This is a genomic window from Serratia sarumanii, from assembly GCF_029962605.1.
Classification (GTDB): Bacteria; Pseudomonadota; Gammaproteobacteria; order Enterobacterales; family Enterobacteriaceae; genus Serratia; species Serratia sarumanii.
In genome coordinates this window covers 1917404-1938648 of the sequence record NZ_CP124750.1, presented here as the reverse complement: position 1 = coordinate 1938648, position 21245 = coordinate 1917404, and the positions used below count along the sequence as shown (strand labels likewise).

Below are 21245 nucleotides of genomic sequence, written 5' to 3'. Positions count from 1 at the left end.
CCTACTATGCAAAAGTAACTATAGCGCAAATAATGCCGCAACTGACGCTAAAGAGGAATCGGTTATGGCACGACTGCAAGGCAAATACGCATTGATTACCGGCGGCACCAGCGGCATCGGGTTGGAAACCGCCCGCCAGTTCATCGCCGAGGGCGCAACGGTGGCGATCACCGGGCGCAGCCAAAGCGCCCTGGACGCGGCGGGCCAGGCATTGGGTGGCAAGGCGCTGTTGCTGCTGAGCGACGCCGGCGATATTCCGCAGCAGCGCGAACTGGCGCAGCGGCTGGGGCAACGGTGGCCGCGGCTGGACGTGCTGTACATCAACGCCGGCGACGTTACGCATCGCCCGCTGCAGGAGTGGGATGAGCAGAGCTATCAGCGGCTGATGGACATCAACCTGAAGGGGCCGTTTTTTCTGATCCAGGCGCTGCTGCCGCTGCTGGCCAACCCTTCTTCGGTGATCCTGTGCGGTTCGGTCAGCGCCCATATCGGCCTGCCGCAGAGCAGCGCCTACGCCGCCAGCAAAGCCGGCTTGCTGTCGCTGGCCAGAACGCTGTCCGGCGAGCTGCACGCGCGCGGCATTCGCCTTAACGGCCTCAGCCCCGGCCCGACCGAAACCCCGGCGTTGGGTAAGCTGGGGTTGGCGGAAGCGGATGAACAGGCATTACGCGACGATATTCGCGCGCTGGTACCGATCGGCCGCATGGGCAGCGCGCTGGAGCTGGCCAAAGCGGCGGTGTTTCTGGCGGCGGACGAGTCGGCCTTTATGGTCGGCGCCGAGCTGCAGATGGACGGTGGTGTGGGAAATTTATAATTTAGCGACGCGGCCGCGCCCCGCGCGGCCCGCAAGATCACCCCAAACCGGGAATATCGACGCCGAAGGTCTGCAACAACAGCACCACGTTGAGCAGCACGATCACCACCGTGCCGACCACCGCCGCCAGGCTGGTCCAGCGGCCGTTGGCGAACTCGCCCATGATGTCGCGGCGGCGGGTGAACATCACCAGCGCAATCATCGGCGCCGGCAGCGCCAGGCTTAGTACCACCTGGCTATAGACCAGCGCGTCGGTGGCGTTGACGCCCATCGCCACCACGATAAACGCCGGCACCATGGTGACCAGGCGGCGCACCCACACCGGGATGCGGAAGCCAACGAAGCCCTGCATGATCATTTGCCCGGCCATGGTGCCCACCACCGAGCTGGAAATGCCGGAGGCGATCAACGAAGCGAGGAAGATGCCGGCGGCCGCCGCGCCGAACAGCGGCGTCAACGTATGGTAGGCGGTGCCAATTTCGGCCACGTCGCTATTACCGGCGTGGAAGGCGCTCGAGGCCATGATCACCATCGCAATATTCACCAGCCCGGCGAGCGCCAGCGCGATCACCACTTCAATATTGGAAAAACGCAGCAGCTTGCGCCGCTCGCCGTTGTCGCTGGCCGGGCTGCGGTGCTGGGTCAGCCCCGAGTGCAGGAAAATGGCGTGCGGCATCACGGTGGCGCCGATAATGCCGACGGCGATGGTCAGCGCTTGCGCGTCCGGCAACTGCGGCGTCACCATGCCGAGGCCGGCCGCTTGCCAGTCCACCGGTACGATGAACATCTCCACCAGATAGCACAGCGCGATGATGCCCACCAGGCCGCCGATCATCAGCTCGACCGGGCGGAAACCTTTCTTTTCCACCATCAACAGCGCATAGGTGATCACCGCCGTCACCCCCATCCCCGCCAGCAGCGGCATATGGAACAGCAGCGCCAGCGCGATCGCCCCGCCGAGAAACTCCGCCAGATCGGTGGCCATCGCCGCCACTTCGCTGAGCAGCCACATGCCGATCACTACCGGCCGTGAAAACTGGTCGCGGCACATCTCCGCCAGATTGCGGTTGGTGACGATGCCGAGCTTGGCCGACAGCGCCTGGAACAGCATGGCGATCAGGTTGGCCATCACCACCACCCACAGCAGGCTGTAGCCGTATTTCGCCCCGGCCTGAATATTGGTGGCGAAGTTGCCGGGATCCATATAGGCAATAGAGGCAATCACCGCCGGGCCGGCGAACAGCAACGGCGTAAAGGCGCCGCGCTTGCGTCCGGCAAGGGCGGCGCCAATCGCGATGTTGGTCCGTTCGGTTAACGATGGAGTGGTTGCCGCGTCACGCATGAATTACCCTCAATCTTTCACTGGTTATTTTTCCACCTACCATGCCGACAATGTAGCATCGGCTACACTTTATGCAACAGGCGAAATTCATTGGCTTTGTGTAGAGATATTTCTAACTACCACAATGCGTGGCATCGAATTGATAATGTGTGCTATTTGGACTAACTTAGGGCAACCCTCCCCGCATTGCCGGGAGACGCCATTTTTATGCTTACAGGACGCCCCACGCTATGGTTACCCGCGCGCCAGATAACGCCGACCGCCACGCCCAGACCGACATGCCGGACGAGGCCGAGCACGCCCTGCGTTTTAGCCGCGCCCGCGAAGCGCAGTCCAATGCGCTGATCGAAGATTACGTTGAGCTGATCGCCGATTTGCTGCAAAGCACCCGCGAAGCCAGAACCACCGACATCGCGCGCCGCTTCGGCGTGTCTCACCCGACGGCGATCAAAAATATCGCGCGGCTGAAAAGCGCCGGGCTGGTGGAATCGCGCCCTTATCGCGGGGTGTTTTTAACCGAGGAAGGCGAGCTGCTGGCGCAGAAGGTGCGCCGCCGTCACCGCATCGTGGTCGATCTGCTGATGTGCGTCGGGGTGCCGAGCGAAACCGCCGAGCTGGACAGCGAAGGGATTGAGCACCATATCTCGGACGAAACGCTGGCGGTGTTCGAGCATTACCTGCAAAAGCACGCCAAGCCCTGACTCCCGGAGCGCCGATGAGCTACGCCGTGCAGCAAATCCACGATCTGCGCCTGGTGGTGTTCGCCGAAGCCGGGCCACCATTGAAAGACGAAAACGACGTCAGCCTGTTTATCGCGCCCGCCTTTGAACACGATGCCGGGATGATTGCCCTCCCCGTCAACCGCCTCGACGCCGCCTTTTTCCAGCTCAGAAGCGGCATTGCCGGCGCCGTATTGCAGAAATTTATCAACTACAGCCTGCGCGTTGCGCTGCTGGGCGATATCTCCCCCTGGCTGGCGCAAAGCAACGCGCTGCAAGATTTCGTGCGTGAAGCCAACCGCGGCGAACAGGTCTGGTTCCTCCCTTCTCTCGCCGAACTCGAACAGCGCCTTGGCGCCTGACGGCAGGCAATAAAAAAGGGAGGCTTTCGCCTCCCTTGGTAACTCCCCTGCCTGAATCAGTGATTACGGATGTATTCGTCCATATCGGTTTTCAGGTTGTCGGACTTGGTGCCGAAGATGGCCTGCACGCCGGAGCCAGCGACGACTACGCCGGCGGCGCCCAGTTTCTTCAGGCCCGCCTGGTCAACTTTGGACACGTCGGCCACGCTGACGCGCAGACGGGTGATGCAAGCATCCAGGTTAGTGATGTTTTCTTTACCGCCGAAGGCCTGAACCAGCGCCGCGGACATTTCGGAACCGCCCTGCGCAGTCTGCTCGGCAGCGGTGTCTTCACGGCCCGGGGTTTTCAGATCCAGCTTGGCGATCAGCACGCGGAAGATGGTGTAGTACACCAGACCGTAGACGATGCCGACGATTGGGAACAGCCAGATTTTGCTGCTGTTGCCGCTCAGTACGATAAAGTCGATCAGGCCGTGCGAGAAGCTGGTGCCATCGCGCATGCCCAACAGGATGCAGATTGGGAACGCCAGGCCGGCCAGGATAGCGTGGATCACGTACAGGATCGGCGCGACGAACATGAAGGAGAACTCGATCGGCTCGGTGATACCGGTCAGGAACGAGGTCAGCGCGGCGGAGATCATGATGCCGCCGACTTTCGCGCGGTTTTCCGGCTTGGCCGAGTGCCAGATGGCGATGGCCGCAGCAGGCAGACCGTACATTTTGAACAGGAAGCCGCCGGACAGTTTGCCCGCGGTAGGGTCGCCCGCCATGTAGCGAGGGATGTCGCCGTGGAATACCTGGCCCGCCGCGTTGGTGAATTCACCGATTTGCATTTGGAACGGTACGTTCCAGATGTGGTGCAGACCGAATGGCACCAGAGCACGCTCAACCACGCCGTAAATGCCGAAGGCCACGACCGGGTTCTGATAAGCCGCCCACTGCGAGAAGGTCTGGATAGCCGTACCGATCGGCGGCCAGATGAAGGACAGCACTACGCCCAGAACGATCGCCGCCAGACCGGAAATGATCGGCACGAAACGCTTACCGGCAAAGAAGCCCAGGTATTCCGGCAGTTGAATGCGGAAGAAGCGGTTGAACATATAGGCCGCGATGGCGCCGGAGATAATCCCCCCGAGCACACCGGTATCCGCCAGGTGTTTGGCCGCAATCTCCTCAGCCGGCAGGTGCAGCACCAGCGGCGCAACCACCGCCATGGTTTTCACCATGATGCCGTAGGCCACCACCGCCGCCAGCGCGGAAACGCCGTCGTTGTTGGTGAAGCCCAGGGCGACGCCGATGGCGAAAATCAGCGGCATGTTGGCGAAGACCGAACCGCCCGCTTCCGCCATCACGTGGGAGACTACCGCAGGTAGCCAGCTAAAGTTGGCGGAGCCGACGCCCAGCAGGATACCTGCGATAGGCAACACGGACACCGGCAGCATGAGCGATTTACCTACTTTTTGCAGGTTTGCAAATGCGTTCTTGAACATAGTTGAGTGTGCTCCTGAGTAATAATGCTTTGCTACTTCTTGTCGCGATGATTCGCGCTGCAAGGGGGGGAGAAAAACCCCTGCAATTCAGGGTGTCTGAGCACCCCTTGAATTTATTACGCAGAGTAAAATAAATAGCCTGCGCAATGTTTGATGACAATCACGTTTCGATGATCGAGCCGCGGTAACTTTGCATAAACCGGCTGTTTTTTGGCGAAACAGACCAAAAAACACGCATCAATCACCCTGAAACGGGAGGGAACCTTACCCGTTTCAGTGATTAATTACGAGCTTAAAAAAAATTACGCAGACAATGATCTACAGCTATAGCCTAGGTCAAAGATCACAGTTCGAGGTGAAATAAACGTGAAAAGTTGGCGGTGGTGGCTTCGGCCAGTTGTTCCAGGCTGACGCCCTTCAATACCGCCATGTATTCAGCCACATCGCGCACATAGGCGGGTTGGTTTTCTTTGCCGCGATGCGGCACCGGTGCCAGATAAGGCGAGTCGGTTTCCACCAGAATGCGATCCAACGGCACATAGCGCGCCACCTCGCGCAGCTGTTCGGCGTTGCGGAAGGTGACGATGCCCGAGAAGGAGATGTAGAAGCCCAGATCCAGCAGAGCTTCGGCCGTGGCCAGATCTTCAGTGAAGCAGTGGAGTACGCCGCCGCAGTCTTGTGCGTTCTCTTCACGCAGGATCGCCAGCGTGTCCGCGCGCGCATCGCGAGTGTGGACGATCACCGGCTTGTTCAGATCCCGGCCGATGCGGATATGTTCGCGGAAAGAGTCCTGCTGCAGCTCAAGGTTGTCTTTCTGGTAGAAGTAATCGAGCCCGGTCTCCCCCAGCGCCACCACCTGCTCCGCTGCCGCCAGGCGACGCAGTTCGGCGTAATCATACCCCTCTTCCAGATTGAGCGGATGCACCCCGCAGGAGAAGGCCACGTCGTTGCGCTCGCCGATCAGCTCGGTCATGGAACGGTAACCCGGCAGCGTGGTGGCGACCGCCAGCACATAGCCGACGTCGCGCGCCTTGGCTTTGGCCAGCGCATCGTCCACATTCTGGTGCAGCGTTTGATAATCCAGACTGTCAAGGTGGCAATGAGAATCGACTAACAACATAATTTTTAACTCTTTTACTTTACAGCGAATGAGGGTGGGAATAGCCGGCGGCGCCGAGCATCTGTTCCCAGCGAAGTAACTGTTCGGTCAGCAGCAGCTCACGATTGACGCCCACCACGCTGAGCAGCTGATGGCGGCAGTTCAGCCACTGCTGCACGATCTGCTGCAGCGAGGCGCTGCTCAGCAGGCTGGCCAGCTGATGCACCAGCGGCTGCTGATCCTGATTCAATACATAGTGATGCGCGCCCTGCTGCCACTTCATCGCGTCCACCAGCAGCGCGCACAGCCAGTGCAGGCGCTCGGCGACGTCTTCATGGTTCAGCACCGGCAGCAGCGACAGCATATCGCGCTGCGGCAGCGCGGCGCTCAACGCGGCGCACAGGGCGCTGCGCTGTTGCCACTGCTGCGGCTGCAACAGCTGTTCAGCGGCCAGCGGCGCGCCGTCGTGCAGGCGCAGCGCCGTGAGGCGGTCCGTCTGAGAGCCGGCCGCCTGCCGGCCCAACCACTGCAGGCTGAGCTGCTCATCCGGGCTGGCCAAATGCCAATACAGGCAACGGCTGCGCAGCGTCGCCATCAGCCGCGACGGCTCACGGCAGCCCAGCAGAAAATAGGTTTTCTCCGGCGGCTCTTCCAGCGTTTTAAGCAGCGCGTTGGCCGCCGCTTCGGTCAGCTGTTCCGCCTGCGGCAGCCAAATCACTTTAGCGCCGCCCTGCTGCGCGTGGGCGTACAGCGTTTCAATCACCTGGCGGATCGGCTCGATGCCCAGGCTGCTCTTGCCCTTTTCCGGCGCCAGCACGTGATAATCCGGGTGGTTTCCCGCCAGCATCAGCCGGCAGCTGTGGCACTCGCCGCAGCTTTTTTCACCGTTGCGCTGCTGGCAGATCAACCAGCGGCTCAGGCCGTAGGCCAGCGCATCGTCACCGTTGCCCGCCGCCGCGTGCAGCAGCAGCGCATGATGGCCTCGGCCGTCGGCGTACTGCCCGATCAGCTGGCGATAAGGGCCGTTCAGCCACGGGTACCAGTTCATTATGCGCCTTCCTGCTGCCGCAGCCAGTGGCCGACGCAGTCGCGGATCGCCGCGGTCACCTGCTCCAGCGGCTGGGCGGCGTCGACGGTGACGATGGTTTTATCCTGCGCCGCCAGCTCGAGATAGCGAGCGCGGGTGCGTTCGAAGAACGGCAGCGCCTCCTGTTCGATGCGATCCAGCTGACCGCGCGCCTGTGCGCGTTGCAGGCCGACCAGCGGCGGCAGATCGAGATACACCGTCAAGTCCGGGCGAAAATCCCCCAGCACGGTGTCGCGCAGCGAGCTCATCAGCTGCGGATCCACACCGCGGCCGCCGCCCTGGTAAGCCTGTGAAGAGAGATCGTGGCGATCGCCCACCACCCAGGCGCCGCGCGCCAGGGCCGGTTTGATCACGGTTTCCACCAGTTGCACGCGCGCGGCGTACAGCATCAATACTTCGGCCTTGATGGTCGGCAATTCGCCGTCGATGCCGCGCTTGAACAGATCGCGCAGCTTCTCCGCCAGCGGCGTGCCGCCCGGCTCGCGGGTGAAGACGATGTCGCTGACGCCGTGTTCGCGCAGCACATTGACCACCGTATCGCGCGCGGTGGTTTTACCCGCGCCTTCCAGCCCTTCGATAACAACGAATTTACTTTTCATTCTTTTCCTTTAACGCCTGACGGTACACGCGCACCGCCTGGTTATGGCTCGCCAGATTGGTGGTGAAGGTATGCCCCCCCTTGCCGTCGGCGACAAAATAGAGATAAGGCGTTTTGGCCGGATTGGCGGCCGCCTGCAGCGAGGCCTCACCCGGCATGGCGATCGGCGTTGGCGGCAGGCCGGCGATCACATAGGTGTTGTAAGGCGTCGGCGTCTCCAGATCCTTGCGCGTGATGTTGCCATTATAGCTTTCGCCCATGCCGTAGATCACCGTCGGATCGGTCTGCAGGCGCATGCCGATGCGCAAGCGGTTGACGAACACCGACGCCACCTTGCTGCGCTCTTCCGGCACCGCGGTCTCTTTCTCGACGATCGAGGCCATGGTAAGCAGCTCTTCCGGCGTTTTATACGGCAGGCTGGTGTCGCGGCCGGCCCAGGCGGCCTGCAGCGCTTTGTTCATGCGCACGTGTGCGCGTTTGAGCAGCGCGATGTCGCTCATGCCGGCGGTATACTGATAGGTATCCGGGTACAAATGCCCTTCCGGCGTTTCTCCCGCAGGAATGCCGAGCGCTGCGGCAATCTCCGCTTCGCTCTTGCCCGCCAGGGTGTGTTTCAGGTATTTGGACTGCTGCAGCACCTGCTGCCAGTCACGCAGGCGTGAGCCTTCGATAAAGCGTGCGGTGAACTGCGCCTCTTTGCCGCTGGCCAACAGTTTCAGCATCTGGCGCACCGTCATGCCCGGCGTGAACCGGTAAGTGCCGGCTTTAAACTCCGCCAGCTCCGGCTCCAGCTTCAGCAGCCACTGGAACCAGCGGCCGTTGCGCACCAGCTTATCGCGCACCAATAACCCTTCCAGCGCTACCCGGCCGGTGCCGGCCGGCAGTTTGAAGATGGTTTCTTGTTGGATAGCCAGTGGCGTATCGGCAAAGCGTTCGATCTTCTGGTAGCCCCAAAACAGCAGCGCCAATACCAGAACAACAATAATAGACAGGACCTTCAGCTTTCTTTTCTTCATCAATCAGCCATGGTTAACAGTGTGGACGCAAAAAATCATACAGCTGGCGCGAAGCATAGCGCCATGATTGCGCAGCGTTTACCGGCAGCAGCGGCATCAGCGCATTGCTCACCAGGACTTCGTCGGCATCGGCCAGCGTCTCCAGCGGTTCACTGACGCAGTGCAGACGGTATTCCGAGCCCGCCAGCAGCGCGATCACCCGCCGCCGCATCAGGCCCGCGACGCCTGCCTGGCTCAGATCCGGGGTAAATACCGCTTTTCCCTTACGCCAGAACAAATTAGCCGCACAGCATTCCACCAGCATACCGGCAGTGTCAAGCACCAGCGCCTCGTCGGCGGCCGTCTGGTCAAGATGCGCGCGGATCAGCACCTGCTCCAGGCGGTTCAAATGCTTCAACCCCGCCAGCAACGGATTGCGCGCCAGCGCCACCGGGCTGAGCGCAAGCGTGATGCCCTGCTCGCGCCACTGCAAATAGTGCGCAGGGTAGCCGCTGCGGGCCACGATACGCGTCGGGTTTTCGCACCCCGTCGGGCTGTAACCCCGCCCGCCGCTGCCGCGCGTCAGTATCGCTTTGACCACGCCGAGCGGAATTGATTCGGCCGCCAGCGCCATCTCCCGCTCGAAAGCCAGCCAATCGGTGGCGGGCAGCATCAGCCGCTGCGCCGCTTGCTGCAGCCGCTCCAGATGCCAGGACAGCAGCTCGATTTTACCATCGATAACCCGGGCAGTAGTAAAGCAGCCATCGCCGAACTGCAGGCCGCGATCGCTCGGCGCCAGCGCATCGTGGCGTTGTCCGTTAATCCAGTACATGCTTCCTCCTGTTGCCGGGTGATTTCATTACGCTCGCAGAATAGCAGGCGACGAGGCGATACGCAGCCCTGTTGGTGTCCAGACGATAGGCGTAAAAAAGCCCGGTTAAAAAACCGGGCTTTTCATCAGCTATCCACAGCGCGAGTTACACTCGGCGGAAGATCAGCGAGCCATTGGTGCCGCCGAAGCCGAAGGAGTTACACAGGCTGAACTCCATATCGCTGACCTGGCGCGCTTCGTGAGGCACGAAGTCCAGATCGCAACCTTCATCCGGGTTATCCAGATTGATGGTTGGCGGTACCGCCTGATCGCGCAGCGCCAGCACGGTGAAGATAGACTCGATCGCGCCTGCCGCACCCAACAGGTGGCCAGTCATCGATTTGGTCGAGCTCACCAGCACGCGCTCTGCATCGGCGCCGAAGACGGATTTCACCGCCTGCGCTTCCGCCTGGTCGCCCGCCGGCGTAGAGGTGCCGTGCGCGTTGATGTAGCCGATTTGTGACGGGGTCACACCGGCGTCAAGCAGGGCATTTTCCATCGCCAGCGCAGCGCCTGCGCCGTTTTCCGGTGGCGACGTCATGTGATAAGCATCGCTGCTCATCCCAAAGCCCACCACTTCGGCGTAGATTTTCGCGCCGCGCTTTTTCGCGTGCTCGTACTCTTCCAGCACCATCATGCCGGCGCCGTCGCCCAGCACAAAACCGTCGCGGTCTTTATCCCACGGACGGCTCGCCGCCTGCGGGTTGTCATTACGAGTGGACAGGGCGCGCGCTGCGCCAAAGCCGCCGACGCCCAATGGGGTGCTGGCTTTCTCTGCCCCACCGGCCAGCATCACGTCCGCATCATTGTAGGCAATGATACGCGCCGCATGGCCGATGTTGTGCACACCTGAAGTACAGGCGGTGGCGATGGAAATGCTTGGGCCACGCATGCCGTACATGATTGTCAGGTGACCGGCAATCATATTCACGATGGTGGATGGCACGAAGAACGGACTGATTTTCCGTGGGCCACCGTTAACCAGTGAACTGTGGTTTTCTTCGATCAAACCCAGGCCGCCGATGCCGGAACCGATCGCGGCTCCAATGCGGCTGGCGTTAGCCTCGGTGATGTCCAGGCCTGCATCCTGCATGGCTTGCATGCCGGCAGCGATACCGTACTGGATAAAGGCGTCCATCTTGCGCGCATCTTTGCGCGAGATGAAATCCTCGGAATTAAAATTCTTTACCAGGCCAGCAAACTTGGTCGCATAGGCAGTGGTATCGAAATGGTCGATCAGGCTGATGCCACTCTGACCGGCAAGAAGAGCGTTCCACGTGGACTCTACCGTATTGCCGACAGGAGACAACATGCCCAGTCCGGTCACAACTACTCGACGCTTAGACACGTTTGTCCTCCAGGGAGGGAAAAATATGACACTAGGGATAGAAAAAACTTAGGCGGTCGAGCGACCGCCTAGATATGTTCTCTTACTGCTGGCTAGCGTTGATGAAATCAATAGCTGCCTGAACAGTAGTGATCTTCTCAGCTTCTTCGTCTGGAATCTCGGTGTCGAATTCTTCTTCCAGTGCCATTACCAGCTCAACGGTGTCAAGAGAATCAGCGCCCAGATCTTCAACGAAAGAAGCGTTGTTCAAAACTTCTTCCTGTTTAACACCCAGTTGCTCAACAATGATTTTCTTAACGCGTTCTTCGATAGTGCTCATACTCTTAAATTTCCTATCAAAACTCGCTTTCGCGATGGTTTTCGTAGTGTATAAAATGCTGAAAAAGATGCAACTAAATCCCGGCTGGTCAAACCACGATTTTACGCTATTTTGCGGTTTTTGCCTCAAATAACGCAAATGGTTTTCACATTTTTTAAATCATGTACATGCCGCCATTGACATGTAGCGTTTCACCGGTGATATAGCCGGCCTCATCAGAGGCCAAAAATGCAACAGCGCTGGCGATTTCTTTAGCATCGCCCAGCCGGTTGGCTGGAACTGATGACAAAATGCCTGCGCGTTGATCATCTGTCAACGCCCGTGTCATGTCCGTCTCAATAAAGCCAGGTGCCACGACGTTGACCGTAATGCCACGCGAAGCAACTTCACGTGCCAAAGATTTGCTAAAACCAATCAGACCGGCTTTAGCCGCCGCGTAGTTCGCCTGCCCTGCGTTCCCCATGGTGCCGACAACGGAACCGATGGTGATGATACGGCCAAACCGCTTTTTCATCATAGCGCGCATTACCGCTTTTGACAGGCGGAATACGGAAGTCAGGTTGGTGTCGAGGATATCCTCCCACTCATCATCCTTCATACGCATCAGCAGGTTATCACGCGTGATGCCGGCATTATTCACTAAAATGTCGATTTCGCCAAATTCGGCGCGAATCGATGCCAGCACGCTGTCGATAGATTGCGCATCAACAACGTTCAACATAAACCCTTTGCCGTTTGTGCCCAGGTAGCTGCTGATCGCTTCAGCGCCGCTCTCGCTGGTCGCGGTGCCGATCACTTTGGCGCCGCGTGCCACAAACGTTTCTGCAATAGCTCGGCCAATACCGCGGCTCGCGCCGGTGACCAGAACGATTTTACCTTCGAAGCTCATCATTTTCCTCTTTATTGTTCAAGCGCCGCCGACAGGCTGGCGGTGTCGTTCACCGCCGCAGCCGTCAGGGTGTCAACAATACGTTTAGTCAGACCGGTCAGCACTTTGCCCGGCCCCACTTCCAGCAGCGACGTCACTCCCTGTGCTGCGATAAATTCTACGCTCTCGGTCCAACGCACCGGGCTGTACAGCTGACGCACCAGCGCGCTGCGGATCGCTTCCGGATCGTTTTCGGTGCGCACGTCGACGTTGTTCACCACCGGCACCTGCGGCGCGTTGAAGGTGATGTCCTGCAGCGCCACGGCCAGCTTGTCGGCGGCCGGTTTCATCAGCGCACAGTGCGAAGGCACGCTCACCGGCAGCGGCAGCGCGCGCTTGGCACCGGCGGCTTTGCAGGCGGCGCCTGCGCGCTCAACCGCTTCTTTGTTGCCGGCGATGACCACCTGGCCCGGCGAGTTGAAGTTGACCGGAGAAACCACCTGCCCCTGCGCAGACTCTTCACACGCCTTGGCGATCGCGTCGTTGTCCAGACCGATGATGGCGTACATCGCGCCGGTGCCTTCCGGCACCGCTTCCTGCATCAGCTTGCCGCGTAGCTCGACCAGACGGATCGCCGCCTTGAAGTCCAGCACGCCGGCGCAGACCAGCGCCGAGTATTCGCCCAGGCTGTGGCCCGCCATCAGCGCCGGCGCTTTACCGCCCTGCTGTTGCCAAACGCGGAAAATCGCCACCGAGGCGGCCAGCAGAGCCGGTTGGGTCTGCCAGGTTTTGTTCAGCTCTTCCGCCGGGCCTTGCTGCACCAGCTGCCACAGGTCGTAACCCAGGGCGGAAGAGGCTTCGCCGAAGGTTTCTTCGACGATCGGGAACTGTGCGGCCAACTCGGCCAGCATGCCAACGGTCTGCGACCCCTGGCCCGGGAAAACAAAAGCAAATTGCGTCATTTTTTCTTCCTGTCCAAATCAGAAACGAACCAGCGCCGAGCCCCAGGTAAAGCCGCCGCCGAAGGCCTCCAGCAGCACCAGTTGGCCACGCTGAATTCGCCCGTCGCGCACCGCTTCGTCCAGTGCGGAAGGCACCGAGGCGGCAGAGGTGTTGCCGTGACGATCGAGCGTCACCACCACTTTGTCCATCCCCATGCCCAGTTTTTTCGCCGTTGCGCTGATGATGCGCAGGTTGGCCTGGTGCGGCACCAGCCAATCCAGCTCGCTGCGGTCCAGGTTGTTGGCCTGCAGCGTCTCGTCGACGATGCGCGCCAGCTCGGTAACCGCAACCTTGAAGACTTCGTTGCCCGCCATGGTGACATAGGCCGGCTTGTCTTGATTCTGGCGATCCTTGTACGGCAGCGTCAGCAGGTTGCCGTAGCTGCCGTCGGCATGCAGATGGGTAGACAGAATGCCCGGCGCTTCAGAAGCCCCCAGCACCACCGCCCCTGCGCCATCGCCAAACAGAATGATGGTGCCGCGATCTTCAGGATCCAGCGTGCGCGACAAGACGTCCGCGCCGATAACCAGCGCATGTTTGACCGCGCCGTTCTTCACGTACTGATCGGCCACGCTGAGCGCGTAAGTAAAGCCGGCACAGGCCGCAGCCAGATCGAACGCCGCGCAGTCTTTGATGCCCAGCATTTGCTGCACCAGGCACGCCGCGCTCGGGAACGCGTGAGTGGTCGTGGTGGTCGCCACGACGATCAGCCCAATGTCTTCTTTAGCCACACCTGCCATTTCCAGCGCTTTCTCAGCGGCCTGGAAGCTCATCGTCGCGACGGTTTCATCCGCAGCGGCGATGCGACGTTCGCGGATACCGGTACGCGTGACGATCCACTCGTCAGAGGTATCCACCATTTTTTCCAAATCAGCATTGGTGCGCACTTGTACGGGCAAATAACTCCCCGTACCGAGAATCTTTGTATACATGTACGATCAGTCACTCTTAGGTAATACAGCCTCAAGGCGCGCAGCAATCCTTTCCGGGACTTGCCGCTGCACCGCCTGCACAGCCTGTTCGATTGCGACTGCAAACGCGTGAGGGTTCGCAGCGCCGTGGCTCTTGACTACGGTGCTGCGCAATCCTAACAGACATGCGCCATTATACTGGTCGGGGTTCAGGTGGCCGAACCGCTTAACCACCCGTTTTTGCAACCAACGGCCCAACAATTTCAGCCACCACGCTCGCTTGTTGCCGTCGCCGGACGATTTCAGCAGCGATAAGAACACCCTGACCACCCCTTCCATGGTTTTCAGGGTGACGTTGCCCACGAAGCCATCGCACACCAACACGTCGGTCTTACCGGTGAGCAGCTCGTTTCCTTCCAGGTAACCAATATAGTTGATTGCCGGAGTATTTTTTAGCACAGCGGCCGCTTCGCGGATATTATCCAGGCCTTTGGTCTCTTCTTCGCCAATATTCAGCAGCGCCACCCGCGGTTGCGCAATGCCGATCACCTCTTCCGCCATCACCGCGCCCATCACGGCAAACTGCACCAGCATGGTGCTGTCGCACTCGACGTTGGCGCCCAAATCCAGCACCACGGTTTTACTGCGTTGCTGATTCGGGATCGCCGTCATCAGCGCCGGGCGCTCGATGCCTTCCAGCGGCTTGACCAACAGCTTCGCCAATCCCATCAGCGCACCGGTATTGCCGGCGCTGACGCAGCCCTGCGCTTTACCGCTGCTGAGCTGCTCGAGCGCAATGCGCATCGACGTGCCGCGGCTGGCGCGTATCGCTTGTGAAGGTTTGGCGTCGCCGGCGATCACGGACTCGGCGGGCACGACTTGCAGACGCTCCAGAAGAACCGGATCGGCGTGGGCAAGCAAAGGGGAGATGACGTCGGGATTGCCGACCAGCAGGAGATGAAGCTGTAAATTAGAGGCCAGTGCCTGCAACGAAGCAGGCACTGTGACGCAGGGACCGAAGTCCCCGCCCATTGCATCTAACGCCAGGGTTAGACGAGTCAAGGTATCGCTACTTAGCCGATAACCTTGCGACCGCGGTAGAAACCGTCGGCAGTGATGTGGTGACGACGGTGAGTTTCACCGGATACTTTGTCTACAGACAGAGTAGTCGTGGTCAGAGCATCGTGAGAACGACGCATGCCACGCTTGGAACGGGTTGGTTTATTCTGTTGTACGGCCATGGACCTTACTCCTCAATTACTTACGCTTTAAACTGGCTAATACGGCAAACGGATTCGGTTTCTCCGCCTCGGGAGGCAGTTGGCCAAATACCATGTCCGCTTCGGACACTTCACAGTGTTCAGATTCATGTACCGGAACGACAGGCAGTGAAAGAATAATTTCGTCTTCTATCATCGCCAACAGATCGACTTCGCCAAACTCGTCAACTTCGATCGGTTCGTACGCTTCCGGTAATGCCTCAGCCTGCTCATCATTGACGACCGGGCTAAAACAATATGTTGTGTGAACCTGATGTTCGAACGGGACTCCACAGCGTTGGCACATCAACGTTACCGTGACGTCCGCATGCCCTGTTATCACCGCGAGGCGCTGATTGTCGATATTGAACGACAACGACACCTCGACATCACTGTCCACACTGACCACGGAGTCGGCAACACGAGTAACCTGCTCAGGCGCATAGACACCAGCATAGTCCAGGCGTTTCTGAGCGGTACGTACCGCATCAATGGTCAAGGGTAATTTTACCTTTTGCATAGGGCGCGCATATTAACTTTGTAACGACATAGAGTCAAAGAAAAAGGCCGTAAAACGGCTCCTTTCACCAATATTCGCTTCCACAGCGGCCGACAGTTTAAAATGCCATACCCATTTACGCTACGGTTTGCGAAAAAAATTATGCAGAGATTGCTTTTAGCCTCCACCTCACCCTATCGAAAAATGCTGCTGGAGAAGCTGCAGCTGCCCTTCGACTGCGCCGCACCCGAGGTGGATGAAACCCCACTGCCGGGCGAAAGCGCTGAAGCGCTGGTGCTGCGCCTGGCGGCGGCGAAGGCTCAGGCGCTGGCCCTCGCCTATCCCGAGCATCTGATCATCGGCTCCGATCAGGTCTGCGTGATCGATGGCAACATCACCGGCAAGCCCCATACCGAGGAAAACGCCCGGGCGCAGCTGCGCCAGGCCAGCGCCCAGGCCGTGACCTTCTATACCGGCCTGGCGCTGTACAACGGCCGCAGCAAGCAGCTGCAGGCCCTGTGCGAGCCGTTCCACGTGCATTTTCGCGCGTTGAGCGAAGCGGAGATCGCCGCCTATGTACGTCTGGAGCAACCGCTGAACTGCGCGGGCAGTTTCAAGAGCGAGGGATTGGGGATCGCGCTGTTCGACAGGTTGGAAGGCCGGGATCCGAACGCCCTGATCGGCCTGCCGCTGATCGCGCTGTTGGAGATGTTGCGGGCTGAAGGCATCAACCCGCTGGTCTGACGCGGATTACTTGGCCACCTGCCGGCGCAGCACCTGCAGGCAGTGGCGCAGCTCTTGGTCCATCGGCGCTTCGATGCGCATCGTTTCGCCGGTGGCCGGATGCTCGAAGCGCAGCGCCGCGGCGTGCAGGAACAGACGCTTCAGGCCGGTGCCCGCCAGTTGGCGATCGAACTCGCGGTCGCCATAGCGATCGTCAAAGGCGATCGGATGCCCGGCATGCAGCGTGTGCACGCGGATCTGGTGAGTGCGCCCGGTGATCGGGCTGGCCTTCACCAGCGTGGCGAATTCGTAACGCTCTTCCACCTTGAAGCGGGTTTCCGAAGGCTTGCCTTCGCTGCTGACGCGCACGATGCGTTCGCCGCTTTGCAGGATGTTTTTCAGCAGCGGCGCCTGTACGGCCTTGCAGTGGGATTGCCACTGGCCGCGCACCAGCGCCAGATAATCCTTCTGCATGCCCTTCAGCCGCAGCTGCTCGTGCAGCGAGCGCAGCGCGGAACGCTTCTTGGCCACCAGCAGCACGCCGGAGGTATCGCGATCCAGACGGTGCACCAGCTCGAGGAAGCGGGCTTCCGGGCGCAGCGCGCGCAGCCCTTCGATCACGCCGAAGCTCAGGCCGCTGCCGCCGTGCACCGCGGTGCCGGAAGGCTTGTTGAGGATCAGCAGGTGGTCGTCTTCATAAAGGATGCAGTCTGCCAGTGCGGCTACCTTATCCAGCTTGGCCGACACCGGCGTCTCTTCGCGCTCGGCCACCCGCACCGGCGGCACGCGCACCACGTCGCCGGCCGCCAATTTGTATTCGACCTTGATGCGCCCTTTATTGACCCGCACCTCGCCTTTGCGCACGATGCGGTAAATCATGCTCTTCGGCACGCCTTTCAGGCGAGCGAGCAGAAAGTTGTCGATTCTCTGACCGGCTTCGTCGTCGGAAATCGTGATGAATTGTACTGCTGGATTGTTCGTTTTCATGGTGCGGGATTCTAAATAGAGCGCGTGAATAGCGCCACATCTTTTTCTGTGCTTAACTGTCTCTCTGACGGCGGGCGAAACCCCAGCGGACAATAAGGCAGCAAGCCGGTTTGAACGTTTGCGATTTCTTCCGCAGTTAAGAAAAAGTCACCTTGCTATAACGGCATCAGCAGTGGAATAATGCAGTCACTTTCCGCGTTGATTCTCGTTAAACAGGGAAAACGGTGGAATTATAAAATTTGTCTGATCGCGCAAAAACGCAGCAATGGCGTAAGACGTAATGCGAAATCAAACAATTAGCGGGCTGCGGGTTGCAGCTTGGCCGGCAAATGGAATCAGATCTGTCGACGTAAATCAGAGGCTATTCCCCTAGTAAAAGTGCTGTCTTTCACAAAGAAAAGCAGGCTTACCGAGATAATGCGCCCCTATGCAGGCGACAACCGTGAGGTTGACGGCTTTGCGAGAAGACACGGGGCTTTCGGTTTAACTCCGGCCATGAGGTTATTTTGCCCGCAGCTTTGTCGATAATGTAAAAATAACGAGTAAGTTAAGATGAAAAGAATGTTGATTAACGCAACTCAGCAGGAAGAGTTGCGTGTTGCCCTCGTAGATGGACAGCGGCTGTATGATTTGGATATCGAAAGTCCGGGTCATGAGCAGAAAAAAGCGAATATTTACAAAGGCAAAATCACCCGTATTGAACCAAGTCTTGAAGCAGCGTTCGTGGACTACGGCGCAGAACGACATGGTTTCCTCCCTCTTAAAGAAATCGCCCGCGAATACTTCCCTAGCAATTACTCTTCCCATGGCCGCCCGAACATCAAAGATGTGCTGCGCGAAGGCCAGGAAGTCATCGTTCAGGTAGACAAAGAAGAACGTGGCAACAAAGGCGCCGCCTTGACCACCTTCATCAGTCTCGCGGGCAGTTATCTGGTGCTGATGCCGAACAACCCGCGCGCCGGCGGTATTTCCCGCCGCATCGAGGGTGATGATCGCACCGAGCTGAAAGAAGCGCTCTCCTCGCTGCAACTGCCGGACGGCATGGGCCTGATCGTTCGCACCGCGGGCGTAGGCAAATCCGCCGACGCACTGCAGTGGGATCTCTCCTTCCGCCTGAAGCACTGGGAAGCGATTAAAAAAGCCGCCGAAGGCCGCCCCGCGCCGTTCCTGATCCACCAGGAAAGCAACGTTATCGTGCGCGCCTTCCGCGATTACCTGCGCCCGGACATCGGCGAAATCCTGATCGACAACCCGAAAATTCTCGATCTGGCCAAAGAGCACATCGCTGCGCTGGGCCGCCCGGATTTCAGCAGCAAAATCAAACTGTACAGCGGTGAAATCCCTCTGTTCAGCCACTACCAGATCGAATCGCAGATCGAATCCGCCTTCCAGCGTGAAGTGCGCCTGCCGTCCGGCGGCTCGATCGTCATCGACAGCACCGAAGCGCTGACCGCCATCGACATCAACTCCGCCCGCGCCACCCGCGGCGGCGACATCGAAGAGACGGCGTTCAACACCAACCTGGAAGCGGCGGACGAGATCGCTCGCCAGCTGCGCCTTCGTGACCTTGGCGGCCTGATCGTCATCGACTTCATCGACATGACGCCGGTTCGCCACCAGCGCGAAGTGGAAAACCGCCTGCGCGATGCCGTGCGCCAAGACCGCGCGCGCATCCAGATCGGCCGCATTTCCCGTTTCGGCCTGCTGGAAATGTCCCGTCAGCGCCTCAGCCCGTCGCTGGGCGAATCCAGCCACCACGTGTGCCCACGCTGTAACGGCACCGGCACCATTCGCGACAACGAATCGCTGGCGCTGTCCATCCTGCGCCTGATCGAAGAAGAAGCGCTGAAGGAAAACACCAAAGAAGTTCACGCTATCGTGCCGGTTCAGGTTGCTTCGTACCTGCTGAACGAAAAGCGCGAATCCGTCAGCGCGATCGAAAAACGTCAGGGTGGCGTGAAAGCCGTCATCGTGCCTAACGATGAAATGCAAACCCCGCACTACTCGGTGCTGCGCGTGCGCAAGGGCGAGGAAACCTCTACCCTCAGCTACCTGCTGCCGAAGCTGCACGAAGAAGACATGGAGCGCCCGCTGGAAGACGCGCCGATGGAACGCAAGCGTCCGGAGCAACCGGCCCTGGCTTCCTTCTCCCTGTCCGCCGATGCGCCACCGCCGGCTGAAGAACCTGTCGCCGTGGCCAAACCTGCCACCGCCGCCAAAGCTAAAGCCGCAACGCCGGCCGCCGCCAAGCCGGGCTTCCTGGGCCGCCTGTTCGGTGGTCTGAAGAGCCTGTTCGCCGGTGAGGAACAACCTGCCGTCGAAGAAACCAAACCGGCCGAAACGCCGAAGGCGGAAAGCAACGGTGAAAACCGTCGTCAGGATCGTCGCGGTCAGCGTCGCCAAGGCACCGGCCGTAAAGAGCGCGGTGAGCGTGGCGACCGTCCGGAACGCGGCGAGCGTAAAGAGCGCGGTGAAGGCCGTGACAATCGCGAGCGCGACAACCGTGAGCCGCGTGAGAACCGCGAAGGCCGTGAATCGCGTGAATCCCGCGATGAACAGCGCCGTAACCGCCGCAACCAGCAGCAGAACGCGCCGGTAGCGGAGGAATCCGCTTCGGAAGACAGCGCTAAAGCGCCGCGCGAAGATCAGCAGCAACGCCGTGAGCAGCGTGCTGAACGCCAGCGTCGTCGTCAGGAAGAAAAACGTCAGGCGCAGCAGGAAGTGAAAGCGCTGGAAAGCGTTGAAGCTGTCGAGAGCACCGATGAAGAGCAGGAAGAACGCCAGCAGCAGAACATGCAGCGCCGCCAGCGCCGCCCTCTGTCGCAGAAGGTGCGCATCCTGTCCGCGGAAGAAGAACTGCAGCGTGCAGCGGAAGAGCTGTTGGCGCCGAAAGCGCCGGTAGCGAAAGCCGAAGTCGCGCAGCCGACCGCCGACGACAGCGTCAAGCTGCTGCCGGAAACCGTTGCCGCTCAGCCGGAAGACGATGCCCAGGGCGAAAACCGTGGCAACGGCGAAGGCATGCCGCGCCGTTCCCGTCGTTCACCGCGCCACCTGCGCGTCAGCGGCCAGCGTCGCCGTCGTTACCGCGATGAGCGTTACCCGCTGCAGTCCCCAATGCCGCTGGCGGGCGCGTTCGCTTCGCCGGAAATGGCATCGGGCAAAGTCTGGGTAAGCTACCCGGTTGCTCAGGTTGAAGAAGCCGAAGTGCAGGCCGAAGCCGTAGAAGTAGAACAGGCAGCGGCACCGGTTGTTGCCGCAGCGGTTGAACAGCACAGCGTTGCCGTGGAAGAAACTCAGGCTGCGGCCAGCGTCAACGAGCCGGCACCAGAAGCCGCAGTTGAAACTGCGGCCGTTACCGTAACGGAAGAGGCTGCAGCCATAGCGCCTGTCGTTGCCACCCCGGCCGAGGAAACCCCGACGCTGGTGGAAGCCGCGCCGGCACCTGCCGCAGTTGAAGAACCGAAAGCGGAAGAGACTGCCCCGGCAGTGGAAGCCGAGCCGGTAGCTGAAACCGTTGCGGCAGAACCTGTGGTTGAAGCCAAGCCGGTGGAAGACGAGCCTGTGGTCGACGCTGCGCCGGCAGAAGCTGCGCAAGCGGAAGAAACGCCAGTGGCAGAAGCAGCGCCTGCGCCAGCCGCCGTGGAAGCCGCTCCGGTCGAAAAAGCCCCGGCGCCAATCGCCGCAGAACCTGCGCCTGTGGTTGCTCAGCAGCCGGCACCGGTGAAAGCCGTGCAGGACGTACTGTACAAACACATCGCCACTGCACCGATGACCAAAGCGCCTGCGCCGGCCTACGTGCCGGAAGAACGCAAGCACAGCGACTGGCAGCGCCCTTCCTTCAACTTTGAAGGCAAAGGCTCGGCAGGCGGCCATTCGGCGGTGAGCCAGGCCACCGCGCCGGCCACCAAGCCGCAGCCGGTTAACGAATAAGTTAATCTGCAGCTCTAAAAAA

At 60.0% G+C, this 21245-nt stretch carries 21 protein-coding genes; 5 read left to right on the top strand and 16 right to left on the bottom strand.

Going from position 1 to position 21245, the window contains the following annotated elements; genetic code table 11:
* Positions 1–64: 64 nt before the first annotated feature.
* The gene (locus tag SSARUM_RS09230) at positions 65–814 is read left to right on the top strand and encodes an SDR family oxidoreductase (protein ID WP_033655057.1); all 750 of its coding nucleotides are present in this window, start codon (positions 65–67) and stop codon (positions 812–814) included.
* Positions 815–851: 37 nt separating this feature from the next.
* Here SSARUM_RS09230 and SSARUM_RS09225 read toward each other — a convergent pair whose 3' ends face one another.
* Positions 852–2156: an Nramp family divalent metal transporter gene (locus SSARUM_RS09225; protein WP_004928764.1), complete on the bottom strand. Its 1305-nt coding sequence runs from the start codon at positions 2154–2156 to the stop codon at positions 852–854.
* Positions 2157–2386: 230 nt separating this feature from the next.
* Between SSARUM_RS09225 and mntR the strand changes: the two genes are divergently transcribed.
* Together mntR and SSARUM_RS09215 are read left to right on the top strand one after the other, a co-directional pair.
* Entirely contained in the window at positions 2387–2857 is a 471-nt protein-coding gene (mntR, locus tag SSARUM_RS09220) for a manganese-binding transcriptional regulator MntR (RefSeq protein ID WP_033638048.1), read from the top strand.
* 14 nt (positions 2858–2871) lie between these two features.
* Positions 2872–3237 carry a DUF4180 domain-containing protein gene (locus SSARUM_RS09215; protein ID WP_033646440.1) on the top strand — a complete coding sequence of 122 codons (366 nt, stop codon included), beginning with the start codon at positions 2872–2874 and terminating at the stop codon, positions 3235–3237.
* A 56-nt stretch (positions 3238–3293) separates the two neighbouring features.
* On the opposite strand, the gene ptsG is transcribed toward SSARUM_RS09215, so the two are convergent.
* The 14 genes from ptsG to yceD all read right to left on the bottom strand — a co-directional run bounded on the left by ptsG (position 3294) and on the right by yceD (position 15604).
* Positions 3294–4727: a PTS glucose transporter subunit IIBC gene (gene ptsG, locus SSARUM_RS09210; protein WP_016928184.1), complete on the bottom strand. Its 1434-nt coding sequence runs from the start codon at positions 4725–4727 to the stop codon at positions 3294–3296.
* Between the two features lie 343 nt (positions 4728–5070).
* Positions 5071–5847, bottom strand: a complete 777-nt coding sequence (locus tag SSARUM_RS09205) for a metal-dependent hydrolase (RefSeq protein WP_016928186.1) — start codon at positions 5845–5847, stop codon at positions 5071–5073.
* 19 nt (positions 5848–5866) lie between these two features.
* Positions 5867–6874: a DNA polymerase III subunit delta' gene (gene holB / locus SSARUM_RS09200; protein ID WP_033646441.1), complete on the bottom strand. Its 1008-nt coding sequence runs from the start codon at positions 6872–6874 to the stop codon at positions 5867–5869.
* A complete protein-coding gene (gene tmk / locus SSARUM_RS09195) occupies positions 6874–7512 on the bottom strand; it encodes a dTMP kinase (RefSeq protein ID WP_033646442.1) in 639 nt (212 codons plus the stop codon). Before tmk ends, holB begins: the two co-directional genes overlap by 1 nt.
* The gene (gene mltG, locus SSARUM_RS09190) at positions 7502–8527 is read right to left on the bottom strand and encodes an endolytic transglycosylase MltG (protein ID WP_033646443.1); all 1026 of its coding nucleotides are present in this window, start codon (positions 8525–8527) and stop codon (positions 7502–7504) included. The genes tmk and mltG overlap by 11 nt, the downstream gene beginning before the upstream one ends.
* A 13-nt stretch (positions 8528–8540) precedes the next feature.
* A complete protein-coding gene (gene pabC / locus SSARUM_RS09185; RefSeq protein ID WP_039566603.1) occupies positions 8541–9338 on the bottom strand; it encodes an aminodeoxychorismate lyase in 798 nt (265 codons plus the stop codon).
* 145 nt (positions 9339–9483) lie between these two features.
* Positions 9484–10725 carry a beta-ketoacyl-ACP synthase II gene (gene fabF / locus SSARUM_RS09180; RefSeq protein WP_033638042.1) on the bottom strand — a complete coding sequence of 414 codons (1242 nt, stop codon included), beginning with the start codon at positions 10723–10725 and terminating at the stop codon, positions 9484–9486.
* 82 nt (positions 10726–10807) lie between these two features.
* On the bottom strand, positions 10808–11044 hold the full coding sequence (gene acpP / locus SSARUM_RS09175) for an acyl carrier protein (protein ID WP_004719003.1): 237 nt from the start codon (positions 11042–11044) through the stop codon (positions 10808–10810).
* 154 nt (positions 11045–11198) lie between these two features.
* Complete coding sequence (fabG, locus tag SSARUM_RS09170; protein WP_049213155.1) at positions 11199–11933, bottom strand: 3-oxoacyl-ACP reductase FabG; 735 nt, start codon at positions 11931–11933, stop codon at positions 11199–11201.
* A gap of 11 nt (positions 11934–11944) precedes the next feature.
* On the bottom strand, positions 11945–12874 hold the full coding sequence (gene fabD / locus SSARUM_RS09165; protein ID WP_015377451.1) for an ACP S-malonyltransferase: 930 nt from the start codon (positions 12872–12874) through the stop codon (positions 11945–11947).
* 18 nt (positions 12875–12892) lie between these two features.
* Positions 12893–13846 (bottom strand): beta-ketoacyl-ACP synthase III, encoded by a 954-nt coding sequence (locus SSARUM_RS09160; protein WP_060418432.1) that lies wholly within the window; start codon positions 13844–13846, stop codon positions 12893–12895.
* 6 nt (positions 13847–13852) lie between these two features.
* Positions 13853–14887 carry a phosphate acyltransferase PlsX gene (gene plsX, locus SSARUM_RS09155; protein ID WP_071883797.1) on the bottom strand — a complete coding sequence of 345 codons (1035 nt, stop codon included), beginning with the start codon at positions 14885–14887 and terminating at the stop codon, positions 13853–13855.
* Between the two features lie 11 nt (positions 14888–14898).
* Entirely contained in the window at positions 14899–15066 is a 168-nt protein-coding gene (gene rpmF, locus SSARUM_RS09150; protein WP_004927778.1) for a 50S ribosomal protein L32, read from the bottom strand.
* A gap of 16 nt (positions 15067–15082) precedes the next feature.
* Positions 15083–15604 (bottom strand): 23S rRNA accumulation protein YceD, encoded by a 522-nt coding sequence (yceD, locus tag SSARUM_RS09145; protein WP_004927780.1) that lies wholly within the window; start codon positions 15602–15604, stop codon positions 15083–15085.
* Positions 15605–15745: 141 nt separating this feature from the next.
* On the opposite strand from yceD, the gene SSARUM_RS09140 reads away from it, so the two are divergent.
* Positions 15746–16327, top strand: a complete 582-nt coding sequence (locus tag SSARUM_RS09140; RefSeq protein WP_049232154.1) for a Maf family protein — start codon at positions 15746–15748, stop codon at positions 16325–16327.
* A gap of 6 nt (positions 16328–16333) precedes the next feature.
* Here SSARUM_RS09140 and rluC read toward each other — a convergent pair whose 3' ends face one another.
* Positions 16334–17293, bottom strand: coding sequence for a 23S rRNA pseudouridine(955/2504/2580) synthase RluC (gene rluC, locus SSARUM_RS09135; protein ID WP_033646448.1), 960 nt, complete (start codon positions 17291–17293; stop codon positions 16334–16336).
* 552 nt (positions 17294–17845) lie between these two features.
* Between rluC and rne the strand changes: the two genes are divergently transcribed.
* Positions 17846–21223 carry a ribonuclease E gene (rne, locus tag SSARUM_RS09130; RefSeq protein ID WP_072264915.1) on the top strand — a complete coding sequence of 1126 codons (3378 nt, stop codon included), beginning with the start codon at positions 17846–17848 and terminating at the stop codon, positions 21221–21223.
* The last annotated feature ends 22 nt before the right edge of the window (positions 21224–21245 follow it).

Coding starts and splice junctions, on each gene's coding strand:
- rne (WP_072264915.1), top strand. CDS start 17,846: ATGAAAAGAATGTTGATTAACGCAACTCAGCAGGAAGAGTTGCGTGTT.
- tmk (WP_033646442.1), bottom strand. CDS start 7,512: ATGAAAAGTAAATTCGTTGTTATCGAAGGGCTGGAAGGCGCGGGTAAA.
- SSARUM_RS09225 (WP_004928764.1), bottom strand. CDS start 2,156: ATGCGTGACGCGGCAACCACTCCATCGTTAACCGAACGGACCAACATC.
- rluC (WP_033646448.1), bottom strand. CDS start 17,293: ATGAAAACGAACAATCCAGCAGTACAATTCATCACGATTTCCGACGAC.
- SSARUM_RS09140 (WP_049232154.1), top strand. CDS start 15,746: ATGCAGAGATTGCTTTTAGCCTCCACCTCACCCTATCGAAAAATGCTG.
- mntR (WP_033638048.1), top strand. CDS start 2,387: ATGGTTACCCGCGCGCCAGATAACGCCGACCGCCACGCCCAGACCGAC.
- fabG (WP_049213155.1), bottom strand. CDS start 11,933: ATGAGCTTCGAAGGTAAAATCGTTCTGGTCACCGGCGCGAGCCGCGGT.
- rpmF (WP_004927778.1), bottom strand. CDS start 15,066: ATGGCCGTACAACAGAATAAACCAACCCGTTCCAAGCGTGGCATGCGT.
- yceD (WP_004927780.1), bottom strand. CDS start 15,604: ATGCAAAAGGTAAAATTACCCTTGACCATTGATGCGGTACGTACCGCT.
- holB (WP_033646441.1), bottom strand. CDS start 6,874: ATGAACTGGTACCCGTGGCTGAACGGCCCTTATCGCCAGCTGATCGGG.
- mltG (WP_033646443.1), bottom strand. CDS start 8,527: ATGAAGAAAAGAAAGCTGAAGGTCCTGTCTATTATTGTTGTTCTGGTA.
- SSARUM_RS09230 (WP_033655057.1), top strand. CDS start 65: ATGGCACGACTGCAAGGCAAATACGCATTGATTACCGGCGGCACCAGC.
- pabC (WP_039566603.1), bottom strand. CDS start 9,338: ATGTACTGGATTAACGGACAACGCCACGATGCGCTGGCGCCGAGCGAT.
- SSARUM_RS09215 (WP_033646440.1), top strand. CDS start 2,872: ATGAGCTACGCCGTGCAGCAAATCCACGATCTGCGCCTGGTGGTGTTC.
- ptsG (WP_016928184.1), bottom strand. CDS start 4,727: ATGTTCAAGAACGCATTTGCAAACCTGCAAAAAGTAGGTAAATCGCTC.
- SSARUM_RS09205 (WP_016928186.1), bottom strand. CDS start 5,847: ATGTTGTTAGTCGATTCTCATTGCCACCTTGACAGTCTGGATTATCAA.
- acpP (WP_004719003.1), bottom strand. CDS start 11,044: ATGAGCACTATCGAAGAACGCGTTAAGAAAATCATTGTTGAGCAACTG.
- SSARUM_RS09160 (WP_060418432.1), bottom strand. CDS start 13,846: ATGTATACAAAGATTCTCGGTACGGGGAGTTATTTGCCCGTACAAGTG.
- fabD (WP_015377451.1), bottom strand. CDS start 12,874: ATGACGCAATTTGCTTTTGTTTTCCCGGGCCAGGGGTCGCAGACCGTT.